Source organism: Alicyclobacillus sp. CIJ1 (genome assembly GCF_057538885.1).
The window spans coordinates 103,305-119,533 of record NZ_BAAJPH010000143.1 but is presented as its reverse complement, the minus strand read 5'-3'; the positions used below and the strand labels follow the sequence as shown (position 1 = coordinate 119,533).

14 protein-coding genes are annotated in these 16,229 nt (G+C 63.9%); 3 read left to right on the top strand and 11 right to left on the bottom strand.

Translation table 11 applies throughout. From position 1 onward, the window contains the following. Positions 1-5: 5 nt before the first annotated feature. The 6 genes from AC27E8_RS13580 to AC27E8_RS13555 form a co-directional block, all read right to left on the bottom strand. Entirely contained in the window at positions 6-848 is an 843-nt protein-coding gene (locus tag AC27E8_RS13580) for a carbohydrate ABC transporter permease (protein ID WP_487099820.1), read from the bottom strand. A gap of 1 nt (position 849) precedes the next feature. Next, positions 850-1,782 carry a carbohydrate ABC transporter permease gene (locus AC27E8_RS13575; protein ID WP_487099819.1) on the bottom strand — a complete coding sequence of 311 codons (933 nt, stop codon included), beginning with the start codon at positions 1,780-1,782 and terminating at the stop codon, positions 850-852. A gap of 58 nt (positions 1,783-1,840) precedes the next feature. Continuing rightward, a complete protein-coding gene (locus tag AC27E8_RS13570; RefSeq protein WP_487099818.1) occupies positions 1,841-3,106 on the bottom strand; it encodes an ABC transporter substrate-binding protein in 1,266 nt (421 codons plus the stop codon). 68 nt (positions 3,107-3,174) lie between these two features. After that, positions 3,175-5,412, bottom strand: a complete 2,238-nt coding sequence (locus AC27E8_RS13565) for an amylo-alpha-1,6-glucosidase (RefSeq protein WP_487099817.1) — start codon at positions 5,410-5,412, stop codon at positions 3,175-3,177. Positions 5,413-5,437: 25 nt separating this feature from the next. Further along, complete coding sequence (locus AC27E8_RS13560; RefSeq protein ID WP_067847842.1) at positions 5,438-6,436, bottom strand: LacI family DNA-binding transcriptional regulator; 999 nt, start codon at positions 6,434-6,436, stop codon at positions 5,438-5,440. Positions 6,437-6,703: 267 nt separating this feature from the next. Further along, positions 6,704-7,870: an iron-containing alcohol dehydrogenase gene (locus AC27E8_RS13555; RefSeq protein ID WP_487099816.1), complete on the bottom strand. Its 1,167-nt coding sequence runs from the start codon at positions 7,868-7,870 to the stop codon at positions 6,704-6,706. A 137-nt stretch (positions 7,871-8,007) separates the two neighbouring features. Here AC27E8_RS13555 and AC27E8_RS13550 point away from each other — a divergent pair, with 137 nt between their 5' ends. Both AC27E8_RS13550 and AC27E8_RS13545 read left to right on the top strand, forming a co-directional pair. Continuing rightward, positions 8,008-8,913: an EamA family transporter gene (locus AC27E8_RS13550; RefSeq protein ID WP_487099814.1), complete on the top strand. Its 906-nt coding sequence runs from the start codon at positions 8,008-8,010 to the stop codon at positions 8,911-8,913. A gap of 55 nt (positions 8,914-8,968) precedes the next feature. Then, positions 8,969-10,249, top strand: a complete 1,281-nt coding sequence (locus AC27E8_RS13545; protein WP_487099813.1) for a BaiN/RdsA family NAD(P)/FAD-dependent oxidoreductase — start codon at positions 8,969-8,971, stop codon at positions 10,247-10,249. Between the two features lie 67 nt (positions 10,250-10,316). Here the strand turns inward: AC27E8_RS13545 and AC27E8_RS13540 are convergent, their stop codons facing one another. After that, positions 10,317-10,511 (bottom strand): hypothetical protein, encoded by a 195-nt coding sequence (locus AC27E8_RS13540; RefSeq protein ID WP_008336644.1) that lies wholly within the window; start codon positions 10,509-10,511, stop codon positions 10,317-10,319. A gap of 92 nt (positions 10,512-10,603) precedes the next feature. On the opposite strand from AC27E8_RS13540, the gene AC27E8_RS13535 reads away from it, so the two are divergent. Next, positions 10,604-11,203 carry a Maf family protein gene (locus tag AC27E8_RS13535; protein ID WP_487099812.1) on the top strand — a complete coding sequence of 200 codons (600 nt, stop codon included), beginning with the start codon at positions 10,604-10,606 and terminating at the stop codon, positions 11,201-11,203. A 76-nt stretch (positions 11,204-11,279) separates the two neighbouring features. Here the strand turns inward: AC27E8_RS13535 and AC27E8_RS13530 are convergent, their stop codons facing one another. The 4 genes from AC27E8_RS13530 to pdhA are packed head-to-tail and all read right to left on the bottom strand — an operon-like array spanning position 11,280 to position 16,221. Then, positions 11,280-12,446 (bottom strand): alpha-hydroxy-acid oxidizing protein, encoded by a 1,167-nt coding sequence (locus tag AC27E8_RS13530; RefSeq protein ID WP_487099810.1) that lies wholly within the window; start codon positions 12,444-12,446, stop codon positions 11,280-11,282. Positions 12,447-12,458: 12 nt separating this feature from the next. Beyond that, complete coding sequence (locus AC27E8_RS13525) at positions 12,459-14,138, bottom strand: long-chain fatty acid--CoA ligase (RefSeq protein WP_487099808.1); 1,680 nt, start codon at positions 14,136-14,138, stop codon at positions 12,459-12,461. Positions 14,139-14,174: 36 nt separating this feature from the next. After that, entirely contained in the window at positions 14,175-15,152 is a 978-nt protein-coding gene (locus AC27E8_RS13520; RefSeq protein ID WP_487099807.1) for an alpha-ketoacid dehydrogenase subunit beta, read from the bottom strand. A 1-nt stretch (position 15,153) separates the two neighbouring features. Next, positions 15,154-16,221: a pyruvate dehydrogenase (acetyl-transferring) E1 component subunit alpha gene (gene pdhA, locus AC27E8_RS13515; protein ID WP_487099971.1), complete on the bottom strand. Its 1,068-nt coding sequence runs from the start codon at positions 16,219-16,221 to the stop codon at positions 15,154-15,156. Positions 16,222-16,229: the final 8 nt, after the last annotated feature.

The window sequence follows — 16,229 nt, the reverse complement described above, 5'->3', positions numbered from 1 at the left end:
TCCGGTCAGCCTTTGAGTCCTGCTTGGGACACGCCCTGAATGAATTGGCGTTGAAAGATGATGAACACCACCATCATGGGAACCGTCAGCAGCACCATGCCCGCCATCACGCTGTTCCAATACGCGTTGTACTGGCCATAAAACGAGTTGAGCCCCACCGGCAACGTGTACATGTCCGTTGTTTGACCGATGAGAAGCGGCCACAGGAAGGAGTTCCAGTTGCCCTGGAACGTCAAAATGGTCTGCGCGGCCAGGAGCGGACGCGCGAGCGGCAGCATGATGCGAAAGAACATCCCGAAGTATCCAATGCCGTCGATGCGAGCCGCCTCCTCCAGCTCTTTCGGGATGCCGAGGAAGAACTGGCGCGACAAAAACACCATGGTAGAACTCAGCAAGAACGGGACGGTGAGCCCGACGTACGTGTCGATCCAGCCGAGGTGCGCGAGCAGCATGTAAATGGGAACTAAGACCACCTGTCCTGGGATCATCATGACGCCGAGGAAGACGTAAAACAGAAAGCCCCGGCCCGGGAAGCGAAGCCGCGCAAATGCGTAACCCGCAAACGTATTGACCACGAGGTTTCCCACGGTCACGATGAACGCCACGATGGCGCTGTTCAAAAACCAGCGCCCAAACGGGAAGTTCTCCAGGATGGACGTATAGCTCGACAGCGTCAGCGTCCGCCAAGGCACGAACAGTTGAAACACCTCGGACGTCGGCTTGACGGACGTGTAGATGGACCACAGAAAGGGCACCAGCGAAATGGCGGCGTAGATCACGGCAATCGCATACATCCACAGGCTTGCGCGGCGCCAGGACGGGGATGGTGCGGGCGTGGCCATACGCATCTCATGCGTCCTCCCTTCCGAGCCACAGCTGCTGAATCAGCGTCAGAATCAAAATAATGGCAAACAACACAAAACCCATGGCGGACGCATAGCCCATCTGCATGGTGCGGAAGCCCTTTTCGAACAGATCGAGCACCACCGTCATGGTGTACTGCTGCGGGAGCGAGCTCGCGCTCGAGATGACGTAGACGAGATCGAACACCTGGAACGCGCCAATCATACCGAGCACCACGACGAGAAACGTGGTCCGCCGAAGGGACGGGATGGTGATGTAACGCAGCATGGCGAACCCCTGTGCGCCATCGATGGCTGCGGCCTCGTACAGCTCCTCGGGAATCTCCTGGAGCGCCGCGAGATAGATGACCATGAACTGGCCTGCCGTGGTCCACACGGCGACCGCCATGATGGCTGGAAACGCGAAGATAGGGCTGTTGAAATAGTCGGGCCCCTGGATGTGAAACAGGATCCACAGCAGGCGGTTCAGCAGTCCGTTCGGCTGGAACAGAAAGCTGAAGATGACCGCCACGCCAACGGTCGACGTGATCGACGGCAGGTAGTAGATGACCCGGAAGATCGTCTTGCCGCGGATGCGGTTGACGATCACGGCCAGCATCATGGCGATCGCAGTCTGCACCGGCACCACCACGAGGGCGTACACCGTGGTGTTCCACAGCGCCCGCAAAAACACCGGATCCTCGAAGAGATGAACGTAGTTCAGGAATCCCACAAAATGCGAGTCCAAAGGATCCAAATACGAAAAGTGCTTGAAACTGATGACAAAGGCGTACAGGATGGGCCCCAGGAGAAAGACGACCAACTCCACGATGGCGGGGAGAATGAACAAGTAACCGGCGAGCGCCTGTTCCACCACGTTCCAACGGATGCGCCGGCCGCGCCCCGTGACCCGCTCGGCAGCGGAGTTTGCGACGCTCATGCCAACCCCCTCCTTGATCCCGGCGGCGGAGCCTCCTCAGGCCCCGCCGCGTAGAGCGTCAATCGTTCATCTGCGAAGCGAGCGTCTGCTGCGCCTGGCTTAGGACTTGCTGCGCCGATTCCTTCTTCAGGATGCCTTGTTGCGTGGCATTGTTGATGGCATCGAGGAAGTTCTGCCCGAGCGTGCCAAACTGATAAGGAATGGCGCCCTTGAGGCCGTCCACGAAGCCCTTGTACGACGGATACTTCTTCAGAAACTCGCCCTGCTCGCTGGTGCGTGAGGGAATGGCGAGGCCCGAATCAGCCGTCATCTTGAGCGCCTCTTTGCCCGTCATGAAGAAGAGCAACTTCGCAGCGGCATCCGGGTTCTTCGTGTACTTCGACATCTCGTACGCCACCGTGAACAGCATGTTCGCATCATGCCCGTTGAGCGACGGGAAGTCTGCAATGCCGTACTTCATCTTCGGCGCCGTCTGCTGCATGAACGGCACAATCCAAGCGCCCTCAAGGGCCATGGCCGCCTTGCCTTCCGCGAAGGGGACACCTGCCCAGGATCCGCCTTGGTCTTGCGGCGTAACGAAGTTGCCACTTTCCATTTCTTTCATAAACCACGTGAGACCCGCGACGTTCGCCTTATTGGTGAAGGTGGCCTGGTTCGTGGCCTTGTTGTAGTAGCTCCCGCCCATATCGACGATGAACGGATAATAGCGCGCCACGTCAATGGGCATGTCCAGCGGCACAATGCCCTTGGCCTTCAACTTCGCGGCGTCCTGGTCAAACTGCGCGAACGTCTTCGGCGGCGACTGAATGCCCGCCTTGGCGAGAAGCGCCGGGTTGTACTCCAAGGCCATGGTGTTCATGTCCTTTGGCAAGCCGTAGATGTGCCCCTGCCAGGTGAACGCGTCGAGCAGATTTTTCTGGAAGTCGGACAGATCGACGTGATCTTGCTTAATGAAGCTGTCGAGCGGCATGATAGCGCCCGAGGCCTCGAGCGTTGGCGCGTAGGACGAATCCACGTAGAAGATGTCCGGCGCGTCGTGCGCGGCGAGCATCGGCTGTAACGCCTGCAAGTAGTTGCCCGTGATGACTTGGATGCTCACCTTGATGTTCGGATTTTCTTTCTCAAAGAGGGCGACCTGGCGTTCCACGAGCTGCTTTTCTGCCGGGCTCGACGCCCACATCCCCAGGGTCAGATGAATGGGCGCCGCCGACGCGCTGCCGACATTCGCCTGGCTGGACGGCACGTTCTGCGCCTGACCACATGCCGTCACCGCGCCCATCGCGACTACTGCCGCACCCGCGATTCCCATCAGCCGTTTTTTCATGTCCTTTCAACCTCCCGCGATTCGGTTTGACCCCGCTTGTCTCCTTCATCGAGTTCAGCGACCCGTCTTCAGCTGGCGGACATCACCTCCTTCGCGCCGTCCATGACATCCACCCGCAGACCCGTGGTATTCTCCACCACATGGGCCAAGACACATCCGTCCCGACGCGCGATCTCGACCGACAACGTCCCTCGACCGATGCGGAGCCCGTGCACCTTCAACTCCTGCATGCTCGCCGGCAATCGCGGGACCATCGTCAATGCTCCCCGAGGCGCGTCCGGGCGCAGACCCAGCAGGTTCTCCAGCACAAGGGCCGGAACGGCCGCCGCCCACGCCTGGGGCGAGCACGAAACCGGGTACGGGACAGGGCGATGGCTTTCCTCGCGGGAAAACCCACAGAACAGCTCCGGCAGCCGATGGTGCGGAAATTGCGCCTGCGCCCTCATGAGCCCCTCGAAGATCTGCTCGGCTTCCTCCCAGGCCCCATGCCTCACGAGACCGGCGAAGACGAGGCTGGTATCGTGTGGCCAGACCGACCCGTTGTGATAGCTCATCGGATTGTAGCGGAGCTCCTTTGCAGAGAGCGTGCGAATGCCAAATCCCGAGAACAAGTCTGGCTGCAGCAGGCGCTTTGCGACGCGCGCGGCAAGTTCGGACGGCAGGATGTCACTCCACAGCACTTGGCCCATGTTGGACGAGGCCACGCAAAGCGGGCGCTTGTTTCCGTCGAGCGCCATCGCGATTTCATCCCGATCCTCCAGCCAGAAGTGCTGCAGGAAGCGGGATCGCAGCCCATCCGCGAGTTTCGCTATCCGCTCCGCTTCCTCGATTTCGCCGAGCTCGCGGTAAATGTCACGCCAAGCCACGTACGCCGTGTGCGCATACGCCTGGACTTCCGCGAGCGCGATGGGGCCTTGCGCCAGGCTGCCGTCGGCGTGGACCATCGAGTCTCCCGAGTCCTTCCATCCCTGATTGGCGATCCCGCCCTCGGCCTCGCGCCAATACTCGATGAACCCGTCGCCGTCGCGATCGCCGTAATCCGCCATCCAGGCAAGCGCGCGCTCCGCATGGGGAAGCATCCGCGCGAGGAACGGCGTGTCGCCCGTGAAGCGCCAGTAGTCCGCGAGGAGGATGAGAAAGAGCGGCGTGGCGTCGACGCTGCCGTAGTACGGGCGGAACGGAACCTTCCCGCTGCGCGCGAGTTCGCCGTCCCTGAGTTCGTGCAGAATCTTCCCAGGCTGCTCATCCCGCTCCGGATCGACACACGTGCCCTGAAAGTGAGCCAGCGTGGCGAGGGTGCCTCGCGCGACCTCCGGCGCCACACAAAGGATCTGGCGGGCGGCTATCAAGCTGTCCCTTCCAAACGGAACCGCATACCACGGGACACCCGCCACGAGAAACGGCCCGAAGCCGAAGTCAGACTGAAGCATGCGAATGTCCCGCATGCCCTGCTCGTACCAACGTCGAAACGACTCGTTTCCCGAAACCGACGGCGGCTGCTGAAGCCACCCATGCGCTGAGAGCCTCTCCGTCGACAGATATGCCGGTTCGGCCCCAGTTCCCTCGTCCGCGCCTCCACGCAGATGGCTGGAAACGTTTTCGGAAACAGACAAGCCGATCCCTGTTTCTCCTGTGCCCGGGCCTTCTTCGCCTCCGCGCACCTCCGGTCGAACCGTGAGCGCCCACTCCGCGACACCTCCGGCTTCGACGACCATGCACAACTCCGCCTTGCCTACGCCGGCCGACTCCATCCACCGCACGGGTGTCATCTCACCCTGGTGACTTGGATGCGCAGCGAGCTCGACGCGCGTTTCCCAAGTCCGCCCGTCCGAAGACGAATAGGAAAAACAGCAAACGTTTCCGGATGCGCGTGTGCGGATGGTTCTCGCGGGCGCCTCGACCTGGAACCCCCGAACTTCGAACATGTCCGCGAAGTCCGCCGCGACCTCGTAGATCACGGCGAGACGCACGGCTCGATCGCCAAAATTGCGCACGATACCGCTTTCTTGAAAACAATGCCCATCCACGCGCTGCCGGCGCTCCACCAGCAGGCTCTCGCGTGGAGGCTCGTGTTCCGCACGCGGAGGGCGATTGGTGTAACGGTATACCGATTCCGATCCGGATTCAGCCGTGGCGTCCAATGCCACCCACACGTCGGGCTCGATGCGCCACACCAGCGTGGAAAGTACGCGCGTGTCCCTCGTGTAAAGCCCGTGACCGGAAACGTTTTCAACCGCATGCGCGCTCAGGCCCTCTGCGTCTCCGTACCAAAACAGGTCGTTTTCTTTGATGACCCATCCCTGCATGATGCCTCTCCCCCAGTTGAAATGCTCAGGCCGTCTCGCGCACGACGAGTTGCGGCGGCAACAGCGTGCCGGATGGCATCTCGCCCTTCTGCAGCATATGGACGAGCATCTTCGCCGCTTCGCATCCCATCTCGTATCGCGGCTGTGCGACCGTTGTCAGCGCGGGCGTCACGAAACGAGCGAGATCGATGTCATCAAACCCGACCACCGCGAGGTCGTCTGGAACGCGAATGCCCATCGCCTTACAGTGTTGGATGCCTCCGATGGCCATAAGGTCGCTCGCAAAGAACACGCCGTCTACGTCCGGCGACTTGGCGAGCAGCTCGGCGAGGGCCCGCTGTCCCCCTTCGAGCGTGAAATCTCCGTAGACGACGAGGCGCTCGTCGAACGCGCCCACATATTGGCGCACAGCTTCCTCGAATCCCCTCAGCCGCTCGCGGCTCACCGCAGCGTGCGCAGCGCCGTTCACAAAACCAATGCGCTTGCAGCCCCGGGACACGAGATGCCTCACCGCGTAGCGCGCGCCGTTCACGTTGTCCGTCATCACATAGCCGCAGTGTCGACTGAGGAGCGGCAGGTCGATCACGACGCTCGGCAGCGTCGACTCGACAACCTCCTCGACGTACGGATCGTCCAGGCGAATGCCCATGACGATCACGCCGTCCAACCCTCGCGCCCGACAAAAGTCCACATAGCTGACCAGCTGCTGGCGAGCGGTATCCGTGCTGACCAGCGTGACATCGTACCCGTACTCGGCGAGCGTGTCGTGTACGCCGACCAAAACATCGTAGAGAAAGTGGTGGCCGCCTTTGCGAAAATCGGACACCAGAAGCCCAATGTTCTGGCTCTTTCTGAGCACGAGGCTCCGAGCCACATGGCTCGGGCGATAGTTCAGTTGCTTGGCGACTTCAATGACGCGCTGGCGCGTCTCTTCCCCGACGTCTGCGGCGCCATTCAGCGCTCTCGACACCGTGGTAACCGAAACGCCTGCTGCGCGCGCCACGTCGCGAATGGTGACTCTCATGGCGGCAAACCCCTTTCGCGAGCCTCCGGCGCATCCGAAACGTTTTCGGCAACGCGATCCTACCACTCGCGAGTCAGCATCAATATACCCGAAAACGTTTTGGAAGCGCAAGAGGGAAGATCGCGTTCATGAGGTGGTGATTCCTTCAACCCGTGGCGTGTGCGCTCCACTTAGGACAGGATGTGCCGCGGCGGGAGGCGCCTCAGCGAGACGCGCAAGCGTCCCACCGCCGCACTTCGATGACCGATGCCGCATGGCGCAGACGGATCACAGGCTCGCGCGCAGGATGTTCAGCACGTCCTCCTTGCCGAGCTTGCGGAAGTGGCCGATTTCACCGAACCGCACCGCCTGCGCCGCCATGCGCTCCAGTTGATCGTCGCCGATGCCGTAGTCCGCCAAACGCTGCGGTGCGCCAATCTCCCTGTAGAATTCCCGCACCTTCTCGATGGCGATGTCGGCCAGCTCCTCGTCCGACTTGCCCGTCCCGTCGACCAAAAACACGTTTTTGGCGAGCGACGCGAATCGACTCGGATCCGCGCTCTTCACGTACTCCATCCAGTGCGGGAACAGGATGGCCAAGCCGCCGCCGTGAGGAATGTCGTAGATGGCGCTCACCTCGTGCTCCATCGCGTGGCAGGCCCAGTCGCCGACGATGCCCATCGAGATCATCCCGTTCAAGGCCATGGTGCTGCAGTACATGATGGTCTCGCGCGCGTCATAGTCGGTTGGGTTGTCCACCACGCGCTTCGCGTATTCCACGATGGTGCGCATGACAGCCTCAATCAGGTGCCTCTGCAAGGGCGCATGCGGCGTCGAATGAAAGTAATGCTCGAAGCAGTGCGCAAGCATGTCACAGATGCCGTACACCGTCTGGTCGCGCGGCACGGTGAACGTATTTTCCGGATCGCAGAAGGAGAAGACCGGATACGTGTACGGCGAGCTTGCGCCTAGCTTCTCCTTCGTCTCCCAATTCGTGATGACGCCGCCTGCGTTCATTTCCGATCCGGTGGCCGCGAGCGTGAGAATGGTGCCGAGCGGCAGCGCACCCGTCGCCTGCGCCTTGCGCTGATAGATGTCCCAGACGTCTCCGTCAAATTTGACGCCCATCGCGATGGCCTTGCCGCAGTCGAGCACCGAACCGCCGCCTACGGCTAGGATGAGATCGATGTCGTTCTGCCGGCACATCTCGATGCCCTTGTACACGGTCGTCAGGCGCGGATTCGGCTCCACGCCCCCCAGCTCAAACACCGTGACGCCCGCGTTCTTCAGGATGTCCGTCACCTTGTCGTACAGGCCAAATCGCTTGATGCTTCCCCCGCCGTAGAGCAGAAGTACGCGCCGCCCAATCTTCAGGACCTCGTCCGCCAGGTGCTTCTCAATCTGCCCCTTCCCATAGTAGAGCGTCGTCGGGTTGTGAAAACGAAACGGCTCCATGCCAATCCCCCGTGTCACACACGATTTTTCAGTAGCTCATCCATTGTAAACAACTTCGACGCCGATGTCCAAAAGCGACGTTCTCGCTCGAACCGCCCCCGCATACACATGGGTTGTCCGCGACCGGAGGTGAGATTGTGACGTCCCCTGGACTCTTGACCGCCATCGCGAGCGCCATTGCGTATGCCCTGTCCTACGTGTGCCTCAGGAAGGGACAGGCGGATTCCTCGCCTCCTGACAGCGGGCTTCTTCCCGTGCTCGTCACCAGCCTTCTGTTGCTGATGGTCCTCTTGCCCGTCGGTCTTGCGTCACATCGCGCCTTGGGCTTCCCCACGCGCGGGCGAGCCCTCGGCTTCGCCTGCCTTTCGGGCGCGGTGGGCACCTATCTCGGCAGGCGCCTTTTGTACCTCGCCGTTCAGCGCCTCGGCGCCGTGCGCGGCGTGGTTCTCAAAGGTCTGAGCCCCGTGGCCACGGTGATCCTCGCGTACGCCTTCCTCGGCGATCCCGTCTCATGGCGCGTGACCGCGAGCCTCGCGGGCGTTCTCGGGGCCATTGTGCTTTTGGCGCTCGAGAATCGCGCCCGTCCCACGCGCGATCGCGCCGTCTTCTCGTCCGGCGCCTTCGTCGGCATTTCGGCAGCGGGGCTCCAAGGCGTAGGTCACGTGTTTCGGCGGATTTCCCTCGCGAGCGGCGCATCGCCAATGGGCTCGGCGTTCATCGACGTCGCCGTCGCCACCCTCGCCTGTATCGCAAGCTTCGCCGTCGAAGGCAAGCTCGGGCTGCTCCTGCGCCACTACCGAAATCACCTGTCCCCCTGGCTGCTTGCGGCAGGCGCGGCGAGCGCGGCGGGCGTCCTCCTGTTTTTCGTCAGCGCAACCCTCATCCCCGTCAGCACGGTGGCGACCCTCGCCGCGTCGGAGCCCGTGTTTGTCGCCCTCCTTTCCTGGATCCTCGTCCCGCACCTCGAGCGCCCGAGCCTGTACAGCGCATCCGCCGCGTGCCTGGTCGGGTTCGCCACGATGATCCTCTCGCACACGCCCTAGTTGCCGACGGCCCCGCCTTCCCGTACACTTCAGGGCAGAAATGAGGCGGGATCAGATGACGGATGTCTTGGTGATTGGCGGCGGACCCGCGGGTTTGATGGCGGCCATTGCGGCGCGCGAGGCGGGCGCCCGCGTATTGCTCGTCGAAAAGGGCGACAGGCTGGGGCGCAAACTGGCCATCTCCGGCGGCGGGCGCTGCAATGTGACCAACGCGAAGCCCCTGCCCGAGTTGATGCAGCACGTTTTGGGAAACCCGAAGTTCCTGTATTCGTCGTTCCACCGTTTTGGCAACGAGGACATCATTCGCTTTTTTGAAGGGCTCGGGGTGAAACTGAAGGAAGAGGACCGCGGCCGCATGTTTCCCGTGTCCGACGACGCCCGCACGGTCGTGCGCGCCGTCGTGCGGCATATGGAGCGGCTCGGCGTCGAGGTTCGGCTCCAAACGCCCGTCGCGCGCATCCTTACGCAAGAGCGGCAATTTGTCGGCGTGGAGACCGAGCGCGGCGAGGTGATGTCCGCGGCGGCGTGCGTCATCGCCACAGGCGGAGCGAGTGTCCCGCAGACCGGCTCGACCGGCGACGGCTACCGATTCGCGGCGTCTGTGGGCCACACTATCGTGCCGCCGTACCCGACCGCCGTGCCCATCACGTCGGATCACCCGTGGATTCGTCGTCGAGAGCTTCAGGGGCTGTCTCTCTACGACATCGAGCTATCCATCTTTCGAGGCGACAAGCGCTTGACGGTGGAACCTGGCGATCTCGTCTTCACCCACTTTGGGCTGAGCGGTCCGGCGGCGCTGCGCGCGAGCCACTATGTAACGGTGTCCCTGCGGGACAAGCCGGAGGCGAAGCTCACGGCTTCCATCGATGTGCGGCCTGACTACACCTTTGAGGACTGGATGGCGCTCCTCAAGTCTGCGCGCGAGCGCCACCCCAAACGGAGGCTGCGCACGGAACTTGAGAGACACGTGCCGGATCGCCTCGCGGCGTTCATCTTGCATGAGGCCCAGGTTGACGGCGAGATACCGCTGGCTCAAGCCTCGCACGCGTCGCTGACGAGGGTCTCGCGCGCGCTGAAGCGGCTCGTCATCCCTGTGACGGGGACACTTCCGCTTGAGAAGGCCACCGTGACGGGAGGCGGCGTGAGCGTGAAAGAGATTGACCCCAAGACCATGCAGTCGAGGCTTTGCGCTGGGCTTTACTTCGCGGGCGAGGTGATGGACGTTCACGCGCACACGGGCGGATACAACATCACCATCGCGTTTTCCACGGGGCACACGGCGGGAAGCGAAGCGGCGCGCTACGCGCTCGCGCACGCCCGGGCAGAGCGGGTCTGAGGTCCCTAGAACGCGCGCAGGGCACAGGTCTCCCTGTGCCCTGCGCTTTGCCCCGAGCTCAAAGGATTCAGATCTGTTCGTCGCGCACCGACGCGCCGTATTCGCCGTCGAGCGCTCGGGCATAACGTCCATAGGACGGATTGCCATGGCGAGAGGCACTGCCGACTTTTTCGCCGCGGCGCATCGCGCGGCTCGCTTCAGCGCTCATCACCGGGCCGGACGCTTCATCGCCCCGGCCAATCGACTTTCGCCGCGATGTCATGCCACCTTCGCCTCCTTGCCGCTCGGAGCTATGCTTACTGTGCGCGTCGGCGTCTTTTCCATGCGTGCAAATTGAGGAAGGAGATCTGCGCCATGCACATCATTCTCGCGTCGGGATCGCCGAGAAGGCGAGAGCTGTTGGGCATGCTCGGCGTGGCCTTTTCCGTGCGGCCGAGCCAGGCCGACGAGACCATCGCCTTGGGCACGCCGCCGCAGGAAGCTGTGGTAACGCTCGCCAAACGAAAGGCAGAGGCCGTGTGGGCGCAGCTCGACGAGGCCGAGCGGCGGGACGCCGTCGTCGTGGCGGCGGACACCGTCGTCGCCATCGATGGAGACATCCTGGGCAAGCCACAGGATGCCCATCAGGCCCTCGCCATGCTGAAACGCCTCCGCGGGCGGACACACCTCGTGTACACGGGCGTATGCGTTCGCACGGCTTTTGCGGAAGAGGTCGCGTTTGCCGAGACACAGGTGCGCATGCGGCCTCGAGACGACGCGTGGTTGCGGCGATACGTGGCCACGGGCGAGCCGATGGACAAGGCGGGCGCGTACGCCATCCAAGGGTACGGGAGTCTGCTCGTCGAGTCCATCGCAGGCGACTACTACAACGTCGTCGGCCTGCCGCTCGGGCTGTTGGACGAGATGTTCAACCGATTGGGTCTGCAGTTGACCTCGCTCGAACCTTCTGTCTAAGCGGTAGCTCTGCGGAAGTCGAGCGCTGTGCGATGATCTACCGCCCGTGAGCGCACGAGGAGGGTTGACAGATTCGCTACGCGCGCGCGAGCGCGCTTGCGTCGAGCGCCGAAAGTGAGCGGTGTCCCGACAGGGCCATCGTGAGATCGAAGTCCGCGAGGAGATACCGCAGGACGGTCTCCACGCCGCGCTCGCCGTCGACCGCGAGGCCGTACGCGTACAGCCGGCCCACCAGCACGGCGGTCGCACCGAGCGCCATGGCCTTCACGACGTCGGATCCGCGCCGCACACCGCCGTCCATGAGGACTACCTTCTCGCGGCCGACGCGTTCCCGGATGGCCACCAGCGCGTCCAGCGATGCCACGGCTCCGTCCACTTGCCGGCCGCCGTGGTTCGAGACGATGATGCCGTCGGCTCCCCGGCGGAACGCCTCCTCAGCGTCGTCGGGATGAAGAATTCCCTTCAGGAGGAGGGGAAGATCTGTCTCCTCGCGCAGCCAATCGAGATCGTCCCACGTGAGCCCTGGATTGCCGAAGATCTGCGTCCAGAGGAGGATGGCGCCCGCCAGATCTTCCTCGGGAGACCGGCGCAGCTTCGCGCGAAATGCCGGATCGGAGACATAGTTGCCGAGTCCTTCGCCGAGCAAGAAAGGCAGGTAGGCGCGCTCGAGATCCCGCTCTCGCCAGGCCATCATGGGCGTGTCGAGCGTGACGACGAGCGCCTTGCACCCGGCAGCCTCGGCCCGGCGAACGAAGCTCTGGGCAACGTCGCGGTCCTTCGACCAGTAAAGCTGAAACCAGAGCGTCGCGCCGGGCGCCTTTTCGGCGATGGTCTCAAGCGACATGGTCGACGCCGAACTCACGATGTAGGGCAGGCCCAGCTTCGCGGCGCCCCGCGCAGCCGCCACCTCTCCATCGGCGTGCAGAATGGACTGCACGCCGATGGGCGCGAGGAGCACGGGATACGGCAGCCGCTCGCCGAAGAGTTCGAGGGACAGATCTCGATCCGACACGTCGCGGAACACGCGAGGCACAATCCGCCACTTGGCGAACGCCTCCTCGTTCGCGCGCATCGTCTCGCCCCGCCCCGACGCGCCCGCGAGATACCAGAACGTCTCTGGCGACAACACCTCCCGCGCTCGCGCGACCCAGTCCTCCATCGAGATGCAGAGCGGAGCGCCGCCATATTGGCCGGTGATCCGCATCTGATAAATCTGAAACTGCGCTTCGTTGCCGATGTTCATCCGCTTCACTCCTCAGGGCGATGCGACCTGCCGCTTCCTGCGTTCCTCCTCCTGCAGCACGCGCCAGAGGATTTTGCCGCTGCCGGACATCGGCAAGCTGTCGACGAACTCGATCTCGCGCGGGCACTTGTACGCCGCCATCTGCTCGTGCGCCCAGGCGATGATGTCCTCCGCCGTCACCGCGCCCTTGTCATCCTGCTTGAGGATGATGAATGCCTTCACCGTCTCTCCCCGGCGCGGGTCTGGGACACCCACGACGCACGCCTGCTCCACCGCCGGATGCTTGTAGAGGATGGACTCCACCTCGGTGGGCCACACCTTGAATCCAGACGCGTTGATCATCCGCTTGATGCGGTCCACGATGAAGAAGTAGCCTTCCTCGTCGTACCGGCCGAGATCGCCCGTGCGGAAAAACCGCTTCCCGTCCATCTCGACGAACGCCTTCTCGTTTTCCTCCGGGCGGTTCCAGTAGCCTAGGAAGACCTGCGGGCCGGAGACCAGGATTTCGCCCTCCTCACCCGGGCCGAGCTCCGCGAGCGTCTCCGGATCCACGATGCGGGCATCCACGTCAAAGAGCGGGACGCCGGCGCACTGGAGCTTGGCGCGATCCGGCGGGTTGGTGTGCGTCTGCGCGATGGTCTCGGACAAGCCGTAGCCCTCGACGTAGTCGAGGCCGGTGAGCGCCTTGAGCCGCTCGCCCACCGCTTTTGGCAGCGCGGCGCCTCCGCCGCCCACCACCATCAGGGAGGACAGGTCGTACGACTCGATGCGCGGGTTGGCGAGGAAATCCACGACCATGGTGGCGATGTTGGTCCAGTGGGTCACGCGCAGCTTTTCGATGAGCTCCGCGGCCGTCTCGCGGTCCCAGCGCGTGAGAATCGCGAACGTGTTGCCGCAGTAGATGGGCGCGTTCATGCTGTGCTCCATGCCGGTGACGTGGAAGAAGGGCAGGGTTGAGAGCGCCACACCGTCCGGCGTCACGCCGTTCCAGACGACGGCGCAGACGATGTTGGCCTGCACGGTGCGATGCGTGTGCATGCAGCCCTTTGGCACGCCGGTGGTGCCGGACGTGTAGGGAATGACGGCGAGATCGTCCGCGGAGACCTCGCTCGGCCGCGGGGCAAGCCCGGATGTAAGCGCTTGCGACCATGGCACTAGCGCAGGGTGATCGAGAGACACGGCGGGCGCCGCGACCACGTCCGGCACGCGGTGCGCCGGCTCGGGCGGCAGGGCGTCGCGATAACAGGCGACGATGGCCTTGTCGATGGGGCCGGTTTCCACGAGCGGCCGGACGCGATCGATGAGCTCCTGGCCGACGATGGCGACGCGCGCGCCGGAGTCCTCGAAGTAGAAGGGGAGCTCGTTCGCCACGAGCATCGGGTTCAGGGGCACGACGACGGCGTCGGCGCGCAGAATGGCGTAATAAGCCACGACGAACTGCGGCGAATTCTGCATGTAGAGCGCGACGCGATCGCCCCACTTCACGCCGAGGGCCTGTTGGAGATAACCGGCGAGCGCCTCGACTTCCGCGTGAAGCTCCCGGAACGAAATCTCGCGGCCGTAATAATAGATGGCGGTCTTGTCCGGATAGCGGCGAGCGGACACGGCGAGGTTGTCGTGAATGGGCGTGCGAGGCACGGTCAGCGTGCGTGGAACACGTTTCGGCCAATACGCGAAGTGGCGCGTGAACATGCAAATCCCTCCTCAATCGTAAACAGGTACCCGGTGTCAATCTTCCATGACGCGCTCGATGGCCTCGACGACGCGCGTCACGCTGGGAAGCCAGGCGTCCTCGAGCGCGGCTGGCGGATACGGCGTGTCGAACCCGGCCACCCGCTCGATGGGCGCCCGCAGGTGGTAAAACGCCAGGTCCATGATGGAGGCGGCCATTTCGGCGCCGAGCCCGGCATATCGCACCGCCTCGTGGACGATGACGGCGCGCCCGGTCTTCTCCACCGACGCTTGGAGGACGGATCGGTCGAGCGGCGCGAGCGTGCGCAGGTCGATGACCTCGCACGAAATCCCCTTCGATGCCACCTGCACCGCGGCCGATTCCGCCACTGGCACGGTCGGCCCCCAGGCGACGAGCGTGACGTCCGAGCCCTCGCGGCGGACGGCGGCACGGCCGAGAGGCACCTCGTAGTCTCCCTCCGGCACCTCTTCCCGGAAGGCGCGATAGAGCCTGATGGGTTCCAGGAAGATGACGGGATCGGGCGAGCGGATGGCGCTGAGCAAAAGCCCCTTGGCGTCGTACGGCCGGCTCGGCGTCACGACGACGAGCCCCGGCGTGTGGGCGAAGAGCGCCTCCAGGCTGTCCGAGTGCAGCTCCGGCGTGCGCACGCCACCGCCGTACGGCGCGCGAATGACCGCGGGTGCCGTGAACCGCCCCTGGGTGCGGAAGCGGATGCGCGCGAGCTGCGCCGCAATTTGATCCATGGCCTCGTAGGCAAAGCCGAGAAACTGGATCTCCGCGACGGGCTTCATGCCCGCCATGGCGAGGCCGACTGCCGTTCCCACGATGGCCTTCTCCGCGAGCGGCGTGTCGACGACGCGGGCTTCGCCGAATTCGGCCTGCAGCCCGTCCGTCGCGCGGAAGACGCCCCCGTTTTTCCCCACATCCTCGCCGAAGACGAGAACGCGCGGATCGTCGCGAAGAGCGATGGCCAGCGCATCCCGAATGGCCTCGATCATCGTCCACTTGGGCATGTCAGCGCGCCTCCTTTCCGCGCTCGGCGAGATCGAGCGCGAGACCCTCGGGGACTTCGGCGTAGACGTGGCGCGCGGCCTCCGCGAGGGGCTTGTGCGGGTACGCTTCCATCTCGGCCACCGCCTGGCGCACGCGCGCCTCGGCCTCCTCTTCACACGCGGCCTCCCGCGCATCGTCCCAGAGCCCCTGGCGCGTGAGCCAGAGCCTGAGCCTCACGAGCGGGTCCTTTGCCGCCGCCCATCGCTCGACATCGGCGGCCTCCCGGTATCTTCCGGGATCGTCCGCCGTCGTGTGCGGGCCCAGGCGATACGTGACCGCCTCGATGAGCGTCGGGCCCTCCCCGCGGCGCGCGCGATCGACGGCGTAGCGCATGGCCTGGTACACGGCAAAGACGTCATTCCCGTCCACCCGGATCCCTTCCACGCCGTAGGCGATGGCCTTCTGCGCAATCGTGGGCGACGCCGTCTGCCGCTCGACAGGCACACTGATGGCGTACTGATTGTTCTGGCAGAAGAACACGACGGGCAGGCGCATGACGGAGGCGAAGTTCATGCCCTCGTGAAAATCCCCCTCCGACGTGGCGCCGTCGCCGAAGTAGGCCACCGCAACGTCGTCCGTCAGTTGGAGTTTGCACGCCCATCCCGCGCCCACCGCGTGCAGGATCTGCGCGGCAATGGCAATCTGCACCGGCGCCATGTGGAGCCCTTCTGGCATGCGTCCCGCATCCGGATGGCCGCGGCTCTTGAGCAGGGCGTGCACAGGTTCCAGCCCGTGGTACATCATGCCGGCGAGCTCGCGATACGTGGGAAACACCCAATCGCTCGGGCGAAGCACGGCAAAACTGGCGATCTGCGCCGCCTCCTGGCCGCGAAACGGCGCGTAGGTCCCGAGCCGTCCCTGGCGCTGGAGAAGTTGCGCGCGCTCGTCGAATTTTCGGCAAAAGATCATGAAAGGGTACCACTCGAGGGCGAGATCGGCCGCATTGTCCGGCAACGACCCGACCACCTCGCCCGCCTCGTTCAGCACCTGATCCGGTTTTGTGTCGCCCGTGAACCGGTACACCTGCACGTCATCCA